Source organism: Pseudoalteromonas sp. MMG012, assembly GCF_018100875.1.
In the GTDB taxonomy this organism is placed as follows: Bacteria; Pseudomonadota; Gammaproteobacteria; order Enterobacterales; family Alteromonadaceae; genus Pseudoalteromonas; species Pseudoalteromonas aurantia.
In genome coordinates, this window is sequence record NZ_JAGJEF010000030.1 from 38057 (window position 1) to 53876 (window position 15820).

Consider the following 15820-nt stretch of genomic DNA (forward strand, 5'->3'; position numbering starts at 1 on the left):
TGCCATTGATGAAACCTTCACAATATGACTTTTTTGACAAAATAGGGGTTTTATTATGAATATTTATATCTGTTTGGTGTAACGCCAAACTTGCGCTTAAACATTTTGATGAAGTGTGACGTGTCGAGGTAACCTGTTGTTGCGGCAATGTCGGTCACAGTTAGGTCAGTATGGTTCAGCAAAGATTGGGCGTGTGAAAGCCGCTTATGCGTTAACCACTGTGTGGGTGTCATATCATAGGCTGATTTAAATTGTCGTAGAAACGACGCATGAGACATGTTGCATAGCTGCGCCATATCTGTGACAGACAAAGTCAGAAAGTCACATTTTTCAATCAGCCGTTTAAAGTTATCGCGTGCCCCTAAAAGGTGGTTGTTAGCATTAAGTAAGGTGCTAAGTGAAGGGGTACTTAGCGTCTTTAGAATACATAATAGCTCGTTCGTTTTGGCTGTGAAGAGCTGATCACACAATAATGACTTTTGTTGGTAGGCCGTAAGACTTATGAAAAACGTACTGAGCAGCGATGTATCAGAAACTGAAGAGAAAGAGGCGTTTGCGTGATGGACATTGGATGTGTGTTCATGATGTGGCAAATCAAGTAGCATCGCTGGTGAAAAAAAAACCAACCAGGCTGTAAGTGTGCCGCTGGAACTGAAATAATCTGAATGTAGCGTTTCTCCTGGGGCCAAAATGATGGCGTCACCACGACAGAGTGTTATTTGCTCATTGTATTTTGAGAGCAAGGTTTCTTTGCCCGAGACAACATAAACTAAGCACACTTGATTAGAATAAAACTCAATATCAAATAAGTCATGCTTAAGTGTTTTATGGTAGATGGTACAGTGTATACCACTATAGAAACAAACAGCGCCATCAAGTTGCGTTAATGCTTGAGGCAATACCAATAAACCATGGTTATTCACGCCCCTATTTCGATTATTAGTATTATGTCCATTTTTAGACAACATGATGCGCTACCTCTATCCTTTAACGTATTTAGCAGCGGTGGACCTAAGGAATACCTGCTGGCATTTTGACAACATTATCGCGTATTGATGTTGAATTGCTACTGTGCATTCGCATTGTTTAAATGCTAAACGGAACATTGCATCTTCACACTATAAAGGCCATCAAGCTTTTGTCCAACAGGCGCTCGTATTGATAGTCAATGACAAGTCAGTTAGTCAGGTGTAATAAATTGGGGTTTACTCTTTTTAGAAACAACGTTAGTGTATTTTTATTTAGGAGCTCGCCGCCTATGTATTATCCTCAGCCGCTGAAGCCTGGAAGCCGCATTGCCATTTGTGCATTCTCATCATCTGTGCCGTCAGTATGTTTTGCAAGATTAGATAAAGCCATTGAATTATTGCACGGTTATGGATTCGAAGTTGTTGAAGGGGATACGGTTCGAAATAGTGCTCAAATAGACCTACATACTCGGGCTGATGAGTTGACACAATTTCTCTTAGATGAACAGATTTCGGCCGTAGTCCCGCCTTGGGGGGGAGAGTTAGCAATGACTATTTTACCTTTACTGGACTGGCAGGCATTGGAAAACGCATCACCAAAATGGGTATTTGGTTTTTCTGATGTGAGCACCATCATGACAGCCTTGACTACTCGACTAGGATGGGCCACGCTCCATGGCAGCAATTTAATGCAGTTAAGTGCTTTACAAACGGATAGTTTAACGCGCAACACACTTGATATTATGTCATTGCAACAAGGAGATGAAATCACACAACACCCCAGTACTTTTTTTGAAAAAACGAATTCTCAGTCGATTTCGGACCCAACGATGATTTTTAATCTCACAGAACCTACAAAGTGGCGTCTACTTGCTGAGAGTGAGACGAAGTTAGTCACGCCCGTCATTTTTTCTGGCCGATTATTGGGCGGTTGTTTAGATACGCATCAGCACCTTATGCAAACGGCATTTGCGCAGCTTGATACCTTCGTATGCAGTCACGAAAATGACGCACTGATCTTGTATTTTGAAAATGCCCAACTGAATGACAATGCCTATATAAGAGCTTTGTTAGGACTGAAATTTCGAGGTGTGTTTGAACGGGCATCTGGTATATTGATTGGTCGAAACAGCGTGAATGATGGACCTAATAGCACACATAAAGCAGTATTAGAGCGGGCGTTAGGTGAGCTAAACATCCCCATTGTTTTTGATGTGGATATAAGCCATCAGCCGCCAAATATGCCGTTAATTAACGGTGCACATACCGAAGTGAAACTGTTGGCGAAAAGAGTCAGTGTGACCCAGCACTTGATATAATTGAAATAGTGGTGTTATCAGAATGTAATTTTTGTATTTTTTCGATCTTGAAATTAACATACTTGATGTGGCAATTATCAGTTTATTTGGAATAGATAATATTTTATCTTGTTGTTTATGCAATTTTTTATTTGCTTTTGTTAGTGAGAAATGATGAGTTTATGAGTTGTTTCTCAGTAGTTTATGTGAATTTTGGCTCAGTATTGTGACTTCAATTATTTTTCAATTGATTAATTATTTGCAATGCTTTAGTCTTGGTTTTGTGCTGTGTTAACGAGCATAAGCGCTCTTTGATAATAATTATAAGTTTGTTCTAGGATTAGGGTTATGAAAGCCACGGAATTTGATACGTCACTTTCTCATTCAGCTCAATGTATGAAGCAAGCCATTCCTCTTATGGTTAAATATAAAATGCCAGTCACACCGGTAAACTATGCTATTTGGTATTGCTATGTGCTCGGTTCGAACGACAAGTTAAACAAAGAACTCGACGATATTTTGGCACACTACCAAACATGCCCGCCTGCACAAGCAAAACAGCTGTTTAACGCTTTTTTATCAGATAAAGATCTTGCTTTGTTTCACCAGATGTCTGATTCATTTCATAATACAATTGCTGATGTGCAAACCGAAATAGGTAAAACACTTGAGTCGTCACAAGACTTTTCAGCCATTTTGTCTCAATGCCATTCAGGTTTATACGGCTTGAAGAAAAACAGTTTAGACTCATTTGATGATGTATTGGGTTATGTGGATCGTTTGACTGAAGAGTCGGTTGTGATGCAACAAAATGCGTATCAATTTCAGAAGAAACTAGAGAACGCCTACGCTGAGATCAGCGATTTAAAAACAGCATTAGTTAATACGCAAACTGCAGCCAGCCAAGATCCCCTAACTGGGTTGCTTAACAGAGGCAAGTTTGATGAAGACATTGTCTTATTTTGCAAGGCTGAGCACACAGGCAATCACCGCGCTTTAATTTTTGTTGATATTGACCACTTTAAACAGTTTAACGATGATTTTGGACATCAAAAAGGAGACGATGTTTTAAAAGTTGTATCGACAAAAATAATGAAGCATACCGAGGGCATTGGAAAAGCATATCGTTATGGTGGTGAAGAGTTTTGTATTACTGCTGAATTGGATAGTTTAAGTGAAGTGGTTAATTTTGCTGAGAGTATTCGTAAAGATATTGCGAAGTTATCGGTGAAGGGCAAAAAGACAGGCAAAGCCGTTCGTTCAATTACTGCAAGCTTCGGTATTGCATTACATGGTGAGCAATGCTTTGTCACTCAGCTGATTGAGCGAGCCGACAAAGCACTTTATTTAGCCAAGGAACATGGACGAAATAGAATTGAGATTGCTGCATAACATATCCTTAAGAATGCTTACTCTATAATTTTCATCCAAAAACTCAAATAGCAAGGTCATTTAAGGTGTTGACTTAAATAGGAACACTTATAGAATTGCGCGCATAATACAATGTATAGAATATAACAAATGAAAAGAATCATCGTCTGTATGGATGGGACGTGGAACAAGCCTACGCAATATGACCGAGGAAAGCGTAAACCCACTAATGTTGTGAAAATAGCTCGAGGTATTGAGCCTGTTTGTCCAAATGGTGTCCACCAAGTTGTTTATTATAGTGAAGGTGTGGGTACACAATGGGGGTTAGATCGGATCCTTGGTGGCGGGTTTGGCATGGGTTTATCTCAAAATATAATAAAAGCCTATCGTTTCATTGTGCACAATTATCAGCAAGGCGACGAAATATATTTATTTGGTTTTAGCCGCGGAGCTTATACGGTTCGTAGCTTGGCAGGGTTGCTGAATAAAGTGGGGCTTTTACCAAAAAATCACGCATTTTATATGCCGGAAGCATATAGACTGTATCGTAATAGCTCGTCAGAAGCACAGTTAGTGTCTTTTCAAAAGCAGCATCATTGCATTGATGTGAAGATAAAATTTGTGGGCGTTTGGGATACGGTCGGCGCTTTAGGTATTCCAGTTGGTTTTGGTAAATTTAATCGTCGTTATCAATTCCATGATGTCAGCTTAACGCGCAATATTGAACATGCATATCAGGCATTAGCTATTGATGAACGCCGTGGTATTTTTAATCCTGCAATTTGGCAATTACCGAAAGATTCAACGCAAACACTTCAACAGCAATGGTTTATAGGTAGTCATAGCAATGTGGGTGGGGGCTATAGTCAAGATGGTTTAGCGAATATAAGCTTGCATTGGATCAAAGATATGGCGACTCAGTACGGGCTACATTTTAACGAACCCTTTTTAAGTTATTATAAAGCCTATCATTTGGATGAATACCGAGACTCAATGACCTGGTTATACAAATTGACCGACTCAATACGGGAAATAGACAGAAAGCCTTTGACCAATGAATCATTGCATCACAGCGTTCTTCATCGCATCAGGGATCTGTCTAGTTATCGCCCGGCTAACGTGATGCCAATGGTCGAGTCAAGTAAATCTAAGGTAGTAGGTTGATACATGACTTTTATCATAAAACAAGGCACGTTGTGCGATTTGTTGCACATTGAAAATGATATTCCTGAGTTTACTTCGCCAAAATCTGTAGATGATATCAGAACTAAGATTGACGCTCATAAGCACGTTTTATTTGTTGCATACATTGAGGGAAAGCCTGTTGCTTATAAACTTGGGTATGAAAAACAGAGTCGATTATTCTATAGCTGGCTTGGTGCAGTGCTGCCTGATTATAGAGGGTTGGGCATTGCAAAATCACTGCTACTGCACCAAGAAGCGTATGCCAAACGAGAGGGTTATCAAGTTATAGAAGTTAAGTCTATGAATCGCTTTAAGCGCATGTTACAGATGCTGATTGCATATGATTACCACATTGTTGGGTGCACGCGTTTAGATGACAATAGCGACAGCAAAATTACATTTAGAAAAAAAATCTAGCTTACTTTTTTAAATCATTGCCTCGAAGGTAATGATTTCTTCCTTTATTTCTACCGCAAAAAAAACAGTCGTAACACATTATCATTACAAGTGTAAAAATTTAGTAAACAAAGTTGTTTAATTGTTCATTGTAAACAATTATCATTACGGACCTAAAATAAATACATGAGCATTGCCTGGGGTGAGGCATGCTTGATTTTTGGTATGTGATTGAAGGAGTAGTAATGTCACGTCACTTTTTTCTAACAGGTGCAACGGGTGTGGTTGGTTTGTCGATTCTTGAACAGCTTGAAGAGGGCGACCAAGTGTCGATTTTGACCAATAGGCAAAAATTTAGTGTCTTGCCCAAGGGGGTTGCTCGACAGCTAAAAGGCAACATATCTAAACCAGATTTTGCTCTTAGCGCTGATGATTTAGCAAAGCTAAGTCAAACAGATGTATTAGTGCATAGTGCTGCATTGACTGATTTTACAGCGGATCCCGAGGTACTCGCTGAAGTGAATATCGCTGGTTTAAAGCATGCAAAAGCGTTGGCAAATAAGCTGAATGCGCGCTTGGTTTACATTAGTACCGCATTTGTAAAAGGTCGAAATGGGCATGCATTTAACAATTACGAGCACAGTAAAAAACTGGCAGAATCTTCTTTAGATGAAGATATAACAACCATTCGTCCATCGGTCATAATTGGAGACAGCATTAAAGGGATCATGCCTAAAAAACAGGGAATGCATAATATGCTTAAGTTAGCGACCAAAGAAGTGATCCCAGTCGTACCAAGGGATGCGAGCACACTGGTCGATGTTATTCCAAGAGATACCGTCGCCAGTGGCATATTGGCGGTCATTGACAATAATTTATCAGGTGAGTTTTGGCTAACCGCAGGAGACAGAGCAAGCACGTTAGGTCAAATGTTAACAATTGGCACTAATCCAGATTATTTTGAGCGTTATCAAGTCAAGTTTAAGCCACCTAAACTGATCAACCCCACCACTTTTGAACGCTTGATCAAGCCTGTATTCCTTCCGGCATTACCACGTCGTTACAAACGTATGTTTGAAGAAACATCGATTTATTTAAAATATTTGGATATGAGCGAAGGTTTTTCATCTGATTTAAATGTATTGGGTACTTATAAAAATGGCCCTCAGCCATTTGATATCCCAGAAGTTATGGTTAAAAACATTGCTGCATTTGACGAGGTACACCCACTGACGGAGACGCTTATTAATGAGTCTTTATTATGAGAGAAGAAACGTTAAGTATGTTGAGATCTCATAGTAACCGCTCAAGAGCGAAGCTATCAAGTATGATGAATTTACCTATTGAACACGCTGCACAAGGCTGTGAGATTATCGATACACAAGGACAAACATACCTAGATTGTGGCGGATTCGGGGTGTTTATTCTCGGTCATCGTCACCCTGAAATTGTTGAAAGCGTGGTACAGCAGCTCAACATATTGCCGATGAGTAGCCGGACGTTGATGAATAATACGCTGGCAATCGCCAGTAAAAAGCTGGCTGATTTTTGTCCTGAAACATTGGATTATACCTTTTTTACGAATTCTGGCACTGAGTCGACCGAGCTTGCGTTGAAGCTCGCACGAGCCAATGGCTGTAATAAAGTTGTGGCCATAACGGGGAGTTATCATGGCAAGATATTAGGTGCACTAAGTGTGACCCATCGGAGTGCGTTTAGAGCCCCATTTGAACCTCTTTTTGACGAGGTCACTTTCGTTGCATGCGATGATATGACAGCGCTGTCTGCGTGTTTTGAAAATCACTCAGATAGGGTTGCTGTGATCATTGAACCGGTACAAGGGGAAGGAGGCGTATATGCACTAAGCAGTGAATTTGTGCAGCTCGCCAAAGCATTATGTGTGGCTCATGATGGCTTGTTGATTGCAGATGAAATTCAATCAGGGCTAGCTCGAACCGGCTTTGACTGGGCAATTGAGGCACATCAAGTTACGCCAGATATGATGTTAGTGGGCAAAGGGTTAAGTGGTGGGGTTGTGCCATGTGCAGCGCTTGTTGCCACTGCAGCTACGTTCGAGCCACTTAACAAAGATTTTATGCTACATAGCAGCACGTTTGGTGGTTCCCCGATAGCTCTTGCCGCTGCAATTACCACGTTAGATATCTTAAAGCGGGACAACATTGCAAACAAAGCCCGCACCATTGGACTAAAGCTGGTGGCAGCACTATCACCCCATGCAACCAAAGCGGGCGTACGTGTGAGAGGAAGCGGAGTACTCATTGGTCTTGACGCTCAAAACCCAGCGAGGGCAGGTCAGCTTACTTTGGCTTTATTACAACATAAAGTGATCACCAGCCCTCTTTGAGTAATGCCAATACGGTACGTTTAACACCCAGTGCTTTATTAACTGAAGCACAAATAAATCAAATAATTACGGCATGTATCGCCGCATTTTCATCATTATCAGCTAAGGATTTACCCTAATGAGACGTGTCACAATTGAAAAACGAGTGCCAGTATCAGCAGCATTGGCATATCAAACGATTTCTGATTTTAAACAGTTTGAAAAACACTGCGCGGCGGTGATAAGTATTGATGTAACCAAAGTATCAGATACGCAAAGTGATTCAACATGGCAAGTTCACTTTCACGATGGCCAGATGTGCTGGCGAGAGCAAGATGTGTTTGATGAGCAGGCTCTGACCATAGATTTTAATCAATTAGAAGGGGATGCGGAAGAGTTCTATGGGCGTTGGCAGGTTGAAGTGCTGTCAAGCGACAGCGCTAAAATTTGTTTTGAAGCGTCATTTTGTATGGGGATCCCAACACTTGCTGATATTTTAGAGCCTATCGCAGAAATGGCGATCACAGCGAATATTAACGACATGTTGACCGAGTTATTTTCACTTGAAAAGGAAGGGGATCGGGTATGACGATAGCCAGTGATGCTCTCGCCAGTGTTGATCGCTTCTTACCTGGCTTAGCTGATAAATTGAGTACAAATAGTTTCATAGACAATGAATCTGAGCAGAGTCAGGTTATAAATTGGTTTAAGCTAAGTGGCGGTTGCAAATTGATGGTAAAACGCAGCTATGGCGGTCGAGAATTGACCCCGTGGCAAGGGGTATTAGTACAATTAGGGTTAGGTATTTATTCTCCGTCACTGGCGATTGGTGCAGGTATGCACCAATTCTCAATTGCTACTTTGCAGGAAATGGCGAAAACAAGTCATGGTTTAGAGTCATTGCTACTTGAGGCGATAGCGAAGAATGATTTACTCGTCTCGTCAGCATTCAGTGAAGGCAATACCGCTAGAAGCATTTTGCAAAGTCAGATTGTTGCTAAACCCAGTGGCAAAGGATTTTTAATAACGGGCACAAAAAAACCCTGTAGCTTAGCCCATGATATGGATTTATTAACGGCTAGTGTGCGGGTTGAGCCCAGCGATGGTGAACCTTACTTCGCTGTGGCGCTTATCCATAAAGAAAATGACGGTGTTAATGTTGAGCCATTTTGGAATGCTAGCTTCTTAAAAGCAAGTCAAAGTGAAGCTGTCCACTTAGATGAGGTTTATGTGCCGCATAGTATGATGGTTAATGTTGACGAGCAGTCGGCTTATCATGCGCACATTAGCGGCTTTGTGTGGTTTGAGTTACTCACGAGTGCATCATATTTGGGGATGGTATACGGCTTAGTCGAACAAGCAGATAACCATAAGCGTTTATCGCTTGAAGATAAAGCAGCGGCTTACATTAAACTTGATTCAAGTGCATTGGCCTTGAAGGCGATTGCCTATGATATGAATAACCAAACGCAGGATACCTTGGCACAGGTACTGGCATGCCGCTATCAATTACAAGAAGTGTTGGCCCAAGTGATGACGCAAATCATCGAGAAAGTTGGCGGAATAAACTATATCGGTAATGTTTACTTTTCAAGTATTGCGCAAACAATACATGCGTTTAATTTTCACCCGCCAGCTAAGCATAGTATGTTAACGCCGTTAGCATCGTATTATGATAACAAACCGTTAATCATGGTGTAATTATGAGAGTAGCACTTTCTAATATAGAGAATGTCGCCACTCAAGAAGCGATGGTGACGGTCATACGCCGCCATCATCGTGATATTAAGTTGGTAATATTAAGCGATCCTTATTCAAAGAAAAATGGCGGATTTTTTACACAGTTGACCCGCAATTTAAACCTCAGAGGCTTAGGGTTTGTCAATTATTTGTGCGTAAAAATGACAGCGATGCCGATAATGCGATGGATATCTAATCTGTTGGGTAATCAGTCACTGCCCAGTATTCGTCAAATATGTGATACGCATCAAATACCTTGTATTAAAGTAAAAGACATCAATGCCCCAGATGTGGTCGCGCAGATAAAAAAATATAATATTGATTTATTAACTATTTTTTACTTCGACCAAATTTTGCAACAGCCAATGATTGATGCGCCTAGATTAGGCGTTGTGAATTTCCATCCTGCGTATTTACCCAGTTGCCGAGGGCTTTTTCCTATTTTATTTAGTTATTTGTATAACCAGCAGCAATATGGTTTGTCTGCTCATTGGGTAACAAATACCGAGATAGATGCGGGCCCACTCATTGCCCAGTGTGGTATAAGGTGTGACCAACCACGCAGTCTATTACAGCTAGATCGTATGGTATGCAATCAATTCACTGTATTTTATCCGCAAGTAATGGCATTGTTAAGCAAAGACTTGGGTGTACTCGCGCCGATACCAACGGTGCCTGAAAGTTACTATTCGTATCCTAACCGAGCACATTTAAAGGAGTTAAAAATGCGTAATCTTCCACTGGTTTGTAGCAAAGATATAACAGATTTAATCCTTGATAAAGCCCAGTCAAGATAAGCAGGTTAGTACTGAACAATAATACTATTTACGTCACGTTGCGGTGACATTTAATTTAGCATGAATCACCTAACTTAATACCACAGAGAGATTATTTTGATAAAACAAGGATTTACCATGAAACTACTCACATTCTTTTTCAGCTTTTTGTGGTGTTGGAGTGTGCTTGCAGCTGAAAGTGGTGATCATCTGCCTATTGCTGCGTATCAAGTCAAACTTGAATCTGGATACACACAGCTACGCGCAGTGACAGGACAAGTGGTTAAGCAGCATGAGGCGAATTTGAGTTTTGAGTTTTCCGGTAAAGTCCACACGATTTTGTTTGACCAAGGCGATTGGGTTAACAAAGGGGAGATTATTGCAAAACAAGATACGCAATTACTTGAAATAGAAAGACTTGAACTTGACGCGCAGAAGGCGAAACTTAAGGCGCAGCTAAAGCTAGCAAAAGTAGAGCAACAACGATTTGAGAAATTGAGCAAGAAAAATCACTCTGCGGCACAACAACTTGATGAAGTCACTACCCAAATTGAGGTAATTGCAGCGGAACAGTCTTTACTTGACGTTAAGCTAAAATCGGTTGCAATTCGGTTAGGGAAAGCGTCTCTTACAGCCCCTTTTTCAGGCCTGATAGCGCAAAGAAATGTGCATTTAGGTGAAGTTGCGAGTGTGGGTCAAGTGATGTTTAGATTGTTAGAGCATAACAAATCCCAGGTTGTGCTCGGCGTGCCGGTGTCATTGCAAGCATATGTGAACGACACTATGGTGATTACAGTATCGGGAAAGCAATATCCAGCACAATTACTGAGTAAAGGGGCGCTTATTGACAATATGTCCCGAACATTAATGATGCGTTTTCAATTACCCAAAGGGGTCGAAGTCTACGCTGGCACGTTAGCACGAATGGGGATCAGCACCTTTACGGAACAACCGGGCTTTTGGGTGCCGTTGAGTGCTTTAACGGATGGAGTGCGTGGTACTTGGTTAGTATATGGTGTAGAGGCAGGAACAATAGTCCCTATATCGGTTAATGTGCATTATACCGATGGGGAATATGCTTTTGTTAGTGGTGCTCTAACACAGTACCCATTAATTGTAGCGAACGGGCTACATAAAATGGCGGCGAACATTGCCGTTGAGGTTGTCCAGACCCTTAGTAGTCGGAGTTTGTAGCCATGCAGTTTTTATTTTCAAATGGCAGGCTGCAAGCGTTACTCGTTGCTTTGTTGATAGTGACAGGCTTCTCCGCACTTAATAATTTACCACTGAGTGAAGACCCTCGGATCATCAATCGTTTTGCAATTATTACTACATATTTACCAGGCGCAACTGCGAGCCGAGTTGAAGCTCAGATCACAGAAAAACTCGAGCTAAAATTAAAGTCTCAGGCTGAAATAAAAAACATTATTGGTATGTCGCGTGCGGGTATATCAGTGATCAGTATCGAACTCAAAGATGAAGTCACTGGGGTTATTCCCGTATGGTCTCGAATACGAGATTTATTAGCGGATGCCCAATCTCAATTACCACAACAAGCCAGCTTAACAGTCCTTGAAGATGATAGAGGGTATGCATATACCAAGATCATCGCGATTACGGGGGAGCAAAATACTGCTTCTTTAATGAGGTTAAATCGCTTTGCAAAAGAATTAAAAAACCAGTTAACAAATACTCCAGGTGTTGAGATTGTTCACTTATTTGGCGGTATTGAAGAAGAGATCCGAGTGACGTATGACTCGGACAAAGCAACGCTAGCGGGTGTATCATTGCAGCAGATTGCAGATGCCGTAAAAGGTGCAGACCCCAAAGTTGCTGCTGGATCGGTGATAAATGATGAGTCCCATTTACAAATAGAGCTCAATGGATCGTTTGATTCTTTAGCACGTATTGCTGCTATTCCATTGGCCAGTAACGATGATATTGCGCAGTTTGTGTTAGCAGACGTTGCAACGGTAACACGGCAGCTGCGCTCACCTCGCACAGAAGTGGCGTTGATTGATGGTCAGCAAGGTGTATTTTTAGGGGTAAGGATGCAGCCTGAATTCAGAGTCGATCGCTGGTCTGCAGTCATAGATGAGAAACTAAGCAATTTTGAGCTCTCGCTCCCTGGTACTGTACAGGCACACACAGTATTTGACCAAAAAGTCTATACACAGGCCCGGCTAGGAGAACTGATTGATAATATTGCGGTAGGCTTTGCGCTGATACTCGGCGTATTGTTGCTCACGTTAGGGTTACGCGCGGCGCTAATTGTGGGGGCGGCTTTACCTTTGACCGTGTTGTTTACGTTGGCGTGTATGAATATTTATGGATTACCTATTCACCAAATGTCGGTCACGGGGTTAGTCGTAGCACTTGGGATCATGGTAGACAACGCGATTGTGATCACCGATTCAATCGCAAGGTATCGTCAACAGGGCATGACTGCTTTGCATGCAGTGAAGAAAGCGGTAAACCACTTTTGGCTACCGTTATTAAGTTCAACGTTGACCACCATTTTAGCATTTGCGCCTATTGTGCTGATGCCAGGGCCATCAGGTGAGTTTGTCGGTGGCATTGCGCTCAGTGTTATATTCGCATTGATTGGTTCTTACGTTGTTTCACATACCTTGATTGCCGTTTTTGCTGGTCGTTTTTTACCACAAAAAAGCCAGCAGGGTATATTACACAATGGAGTCAATTTACCTAGTTTATCGGGACGTTTTAAATCACTGCTATATTTTGCAATTGCGCGCCCTAAACTTACTATTTTATTATCAATGATATTGCCTATTTTTGGCTTTATTAGCGCAAGTCAATTGACTGAGCAGTTCTTCCCCCCTGCAGATAAAGATATGTTTCATATCGAAGTTCGATTATCTCCTAATAGTAGTATCTCAGCGACGCAAAAGCGTATTGATGAAATGTCTGAATTTATTCATCAATATGAAGGGATAGAGCAGCTTAACTGGATGATTGGGAATAATATTCCGTTGTTTTATTATAATTTATTGCAACGAGATAAGGGGGCCAAAAACTATGCGCAAGCTATGGTGAAAGTGTCTGATTTTAAACGGGCAGATGAACTCATTCACGAGCTTCAATATGAATTAGATAGGGCATTTCCTGAAGCTCAGACTTTGGTTCGTAAATTAGAGCAAGGCCCACCTTTTAATGCGCCAATTGAGTTAAGAGTATTTGGGCCGAATTTATCGACCTTAAGCTCTATAGGACAAAAATTGCGTACAGAGCTCATTGCACACCAGCAAATTACTCATACAAGGGCGACGCTAGAATCGGGGAGCGCGAAAGTGACGCTTAACGCCGATGAAACGTTATTAAGCCATGCTGGTGTTAAATTAACCGACATAGCCACTCAGTTAGAAGCGCAGTTTGAGGGAGTAGTAATTGCGTCTGTCTTAGAAGAAACCGAAACAATACCTGTGCGTTTGCGTACGTCACAAGAGCAACGTGAATCAATAGATGCACTGTATGGAACACAGTTTATTACTGAGCAGCCATTATTGCTGGCTGCGTTTGCTGATGCGTCATTGGAACCAGTACAAAGCGCAGTGCATCGGCGCAATGGAGAGCGCGTTAATGTTATCGAAGGTTTTTTACAAGCAGGAATATTACCACAGAAAGTTCTCAATGAAATTCAACCTAAATTGCAGGCAGCACAAGCGCAACTACCAGCCGGTTACCGGATTGAAGTGGGGGGGGAGTCGCAACAGCGAGATGAAGCGGTTGGTCGACTACTTGGCAAAATAGGCATTATTGTGGTGTTGTTGGTAAGTGTACTGGTACTCACATTTAATTCATTTACCACCACAGCGGTTATTTTAGTGACCGCCGTACAATCAGCCTTGTTAGGGTTATTAAGTGTTTATATTGCAGGCTACCCATTTGGTTTTACTGTAATAATCGCGTTACTTGGTTTAATGGGATTAGCTATCAATGCAGCCATTGTCATACTGTCTGAATTAAAAGTGAATAATGCAGGCCAAAATGACGACAAAGTAGTGATGAGCGTAATGACATGTGGCAGACACATTAGCTCTACGACAATTACCACAGTGGGTGGTTTTATGCCGTTGATACTTGCGGGAGGCGGATTCTGGCCACCATTTGCCGTAGCGATTGCTGGTGGTACGGTGTTAACAACCTTGTTGTCGTTCTTTTTCGTGCCAGCGGTGTATAAATTGTTTATAAAAACAACAAAGGCTCAAAATCCAGAGGCTCATACTCCAGCAGTAAGTGATATGTAAATGAATTTGGGTATTTCGATAACATGTGGTGATAAGTTAATGCATTGAATGAAATAACAACAATTCGATTTTTTCGATGATATAGACCGTTATAATATGATTTTATTTTATTATTAGATTGGTAAACTGGCTTTGTTTTCACACTTATCCCTCATCATTACCCATGATGTGTTTGGCCGCTTTATGCGGCCTTTTTTCTTTATTGTTCTCCTATATTTAGATTAGATTCATCTAGCAGCAAGGTTGACCCTGTTACTATGCTGAGCATATGTTGAATTGAATGAAGTGAATCTTGATGAAAGTGTTTCTCTTATATCTTATATTTCTTGCTAGTCTACTGACTGGCTGTACGTCCACCCAGAGTCATTCCGTTGATGAAAAGCGTGCCATGGTTAATGTTATGGAACAAACAACATTAACGAAACTATTTAAGCAAAAGCCTGATGTTCGACAACAGGTAAAGCATGCTGCGGGATATGCGGTATTTGATAGTGCGAACGTGAATGTGATCCTTGCGAGTTTTGGCGGGGGCTATGGGGTTGTTGTTAATAATCAAACAAATAATAAAACTTACATGAATATGGCTGAAGCCGGTTTAGGGCTTGGGATCGGGGCAAAAGATTTTAATATTGTGATGGTTTTTCATACTCAAGCAGCCTTGGCCAAGTTTATTGGTCAGGGCTGGACGTTTGGCGGTAATGTAGATGCAGCAGCAAAGCATAAACAACAAGGCAGCGCTGTATCGGCAGAAGCGATTATCGATGACGTAACGGTTTATTCATTAACTGATACAGGTCTTGCACTGCAAGCGGTATTAAAAGGCACTAAATTTTGGATTGATGATGAGATGAATTAGGTGCGATCTTTTCTTATATATCCTGTCGACGTTGCGAAGCGTATTTAATGCTGTTTTGCTGCATTGAAAAAGTGGAGTATAGTGATACTGGCGTGGTTAAGCATAGAGCGTTTGTGATGAGTGGTGAAACGTAGTTTCGCAGCACTTCGATGTGAGGTCATGGATGACCGATGTAACCCAGCTCCATGGCAGGATTGTTTACGCTTAAGTGGCAATTTCATGGACCCTGAATCAAGTTCAGGGCGACGAAGATGATGAGCTTGTGGTGTATCTTATTTCTGTAGTCATGCACCGAGTGGTGTTTGTGGTCATGTTCTGTCGTGTTTGTTAGCATTTCTACCGAATACCGAGGATATGCCACAACTATCGTCTTTCTGACGCAGGTCAGAATCTACTGTTTTTAAGTGGCAGCATAGGGTAAGTCAGCACATGGACCCTGAACCGAGTTCAGGGCGACGAAGATGATAAAGCTTGTGGTGTATCTTATCTCTGTAGTCACGCACCGAGTGGTTTTTGTTACTATTTCTACCGAATAACCGAGGATATGCCACAACTATCGTCTTTCTGACGCAGGTCAGAATCTATTCTTTTTAAGTGACAGTATAGAATAAGTAAGCA

13 protein-coding genes are annotated in these 15820 nt (G+C 41.5%); 12 read left to right on the forward strand and 1 reads right to left on the reverse strand.

Features of this window, described 5'->3' with window-relative positions; genetic code table 11:
- Positions 1–53: 53 nt before the first annotated feature.
- The gene (locus J8L97_RS11920) at positions 54–968 is read right to left on the reverse strand and encodes an AraC family transcriptional regulator (protein WP_211049951.1); all 915 of its coding nucleotides are present in this window, start codon (positions 966–968) and stop codon (positions 54–56) included.
- A 290-nt stretch (positions 969–1258) separates the two neighbouring features.
- Here J8L97_RS11920 and J8L97_RS11925 point away from each other — a divergent pair, with 290 nt between their 5' ends.
- From J8L97_RS11925 to J8L97_RS11980, 12 genes are all read left to right on the forward strand, one after another.
- Positions 1259–2287: a S66 peptidase family protein gene (locus J8L97_RS11925; RefSeq protein ID WP_211049953.1), complete on the forward strand. Its 1029-nt coding sequence runs from the start codon at positions 1259–1261 to the stop codon at positions 2285–2287.
- Positions 2288–2614: 327 nt separating this feature from the next.
- The gene (locus tag J8L97_RS11930) at positions 2615–3658 is read left to right on the forward strand and encodes a GGDEF domain-containing protein (protein ID WP_210995308.1); all 1044 of its coding nucleotides are present in this window, start codon (positions 2615–2617) and stop codon (positions 3656–3658) included.
- A 129-nt stretch (positions 3659–3787) separates the two neighbouring features.
- A complete protein-coding gene (locus tag J8L97_RS11935; RefSeq protein WP_211049955.1) occupies positions 3788–4801 on the forward strand; it encodes a DUF2235 domain-containing protein in 1014 nt (337 codons plus the stop codon).
- 3 nt (positions 4802–4804) lie between these two features.
- Complete coding sequence (locus J8L97_RS11940) at positions 4805–5239, forward strand: GNAT family N-acetyltransferase (RefSeq protein ID WP_211049956.1); 435 nt, start codon at positions 4805–4807, stop codon at positions 5237–5239.
- Positions 5240–5463: 224 nt separating this feature from the next.
- Positions 5464–6483 carry an SDR family oxidoreductase gene (locus J8L97_RS11945; RefSeq protein ID WP_211049957.1) on the forward strand — a complete coding sequence of 340 codons (1020 nt, stop codon included), beginning with the start codon at positions 5464–5466 and terminating at the stop codon, positions 6481–6483.
- Positions 6480–7583, forward strand: a complete 1104-nt coding sequence (locus tag J8L97_RS11950) for an aspartate aminotransferase family protein (protein ID WP_211049958.1) — start codon at positions 6480–6482, stop codon at positions 7581–7583. Before J8L97_RS11945 ends, J8L97_RS11950 begins: the two co-directional genes overlap by 4 nt.
- A gap of 118 nt (positions 7584–7701) precedes the next feature.
- Complete coding sequence (locus J8L97_RS11955; RefSeq protein ID WP_211049959.1) at positions 7702–8151, forward strand: type II toxin-antitoxin system RatA family toxin; 450 nt, start codon at positions 7702–7704, stop codon at positions 8149–8151.
- Positions 8148–9263 (forward strand): acyl-CoA/acyl-ACP dehydrogenase, encoded by a 1116-nt coding sequence (locus J8L97_RS11960; RefSeq protein ID WP_211049960.1) that lies wholly within the window; start codon positions 8148–8150, stop codon positions 9261–9263. Before J8L97_RS11955 ends, J8L97_RS11960 begins: the two co-directional genes overlap by 4 nt.
- A 2-nt stretch (positions 9264–9265) precedes the next feature.
- Positions 9266–10099, forward strand: coding sequence for a formyltransferase family protein (locus J8L97_RS11965; protein WP_211049961.1), 834 nt, complete (start codon positions 9266–9268; stop codon positions 10097–10099).
- A gap of 117 nt (positions 10100–10216) precedes the next feature.
- Complete coding sequence (locus tag J8L97_RS11970; RefSeq protein WP_211049963.1) at positions 10217–11272, forward strand: efflux RND transporter periplasmic adaptor subunit; 1056 nt, start codon at positions 10217–10219, stop codon at positions 11270–11272.
- A gap of 2 nt (positions 11273–11274) precedes the next feature.
- Complete coding sequence (locus J8L97_RS11975; RefSeq protein ID WP_211049965.1) at positions 11275–14346, forward strand: efflux RND transporter permease subunit; 3072 nt, start codon at positions 11275–11277, stop codon at positions 14344–14346.
- 295 nt (positions 14347–14641) lie between these two features.
- Entirely contained in the window at positions 14642–15202 is a 561-nt protein-coding gene (locus J8L97_RS11980) for a YSC84-related protein (protein WP_409455160.1), read from the forward strand.
- Positions 15203–15820: the final 618 nt, after the last annotated feature.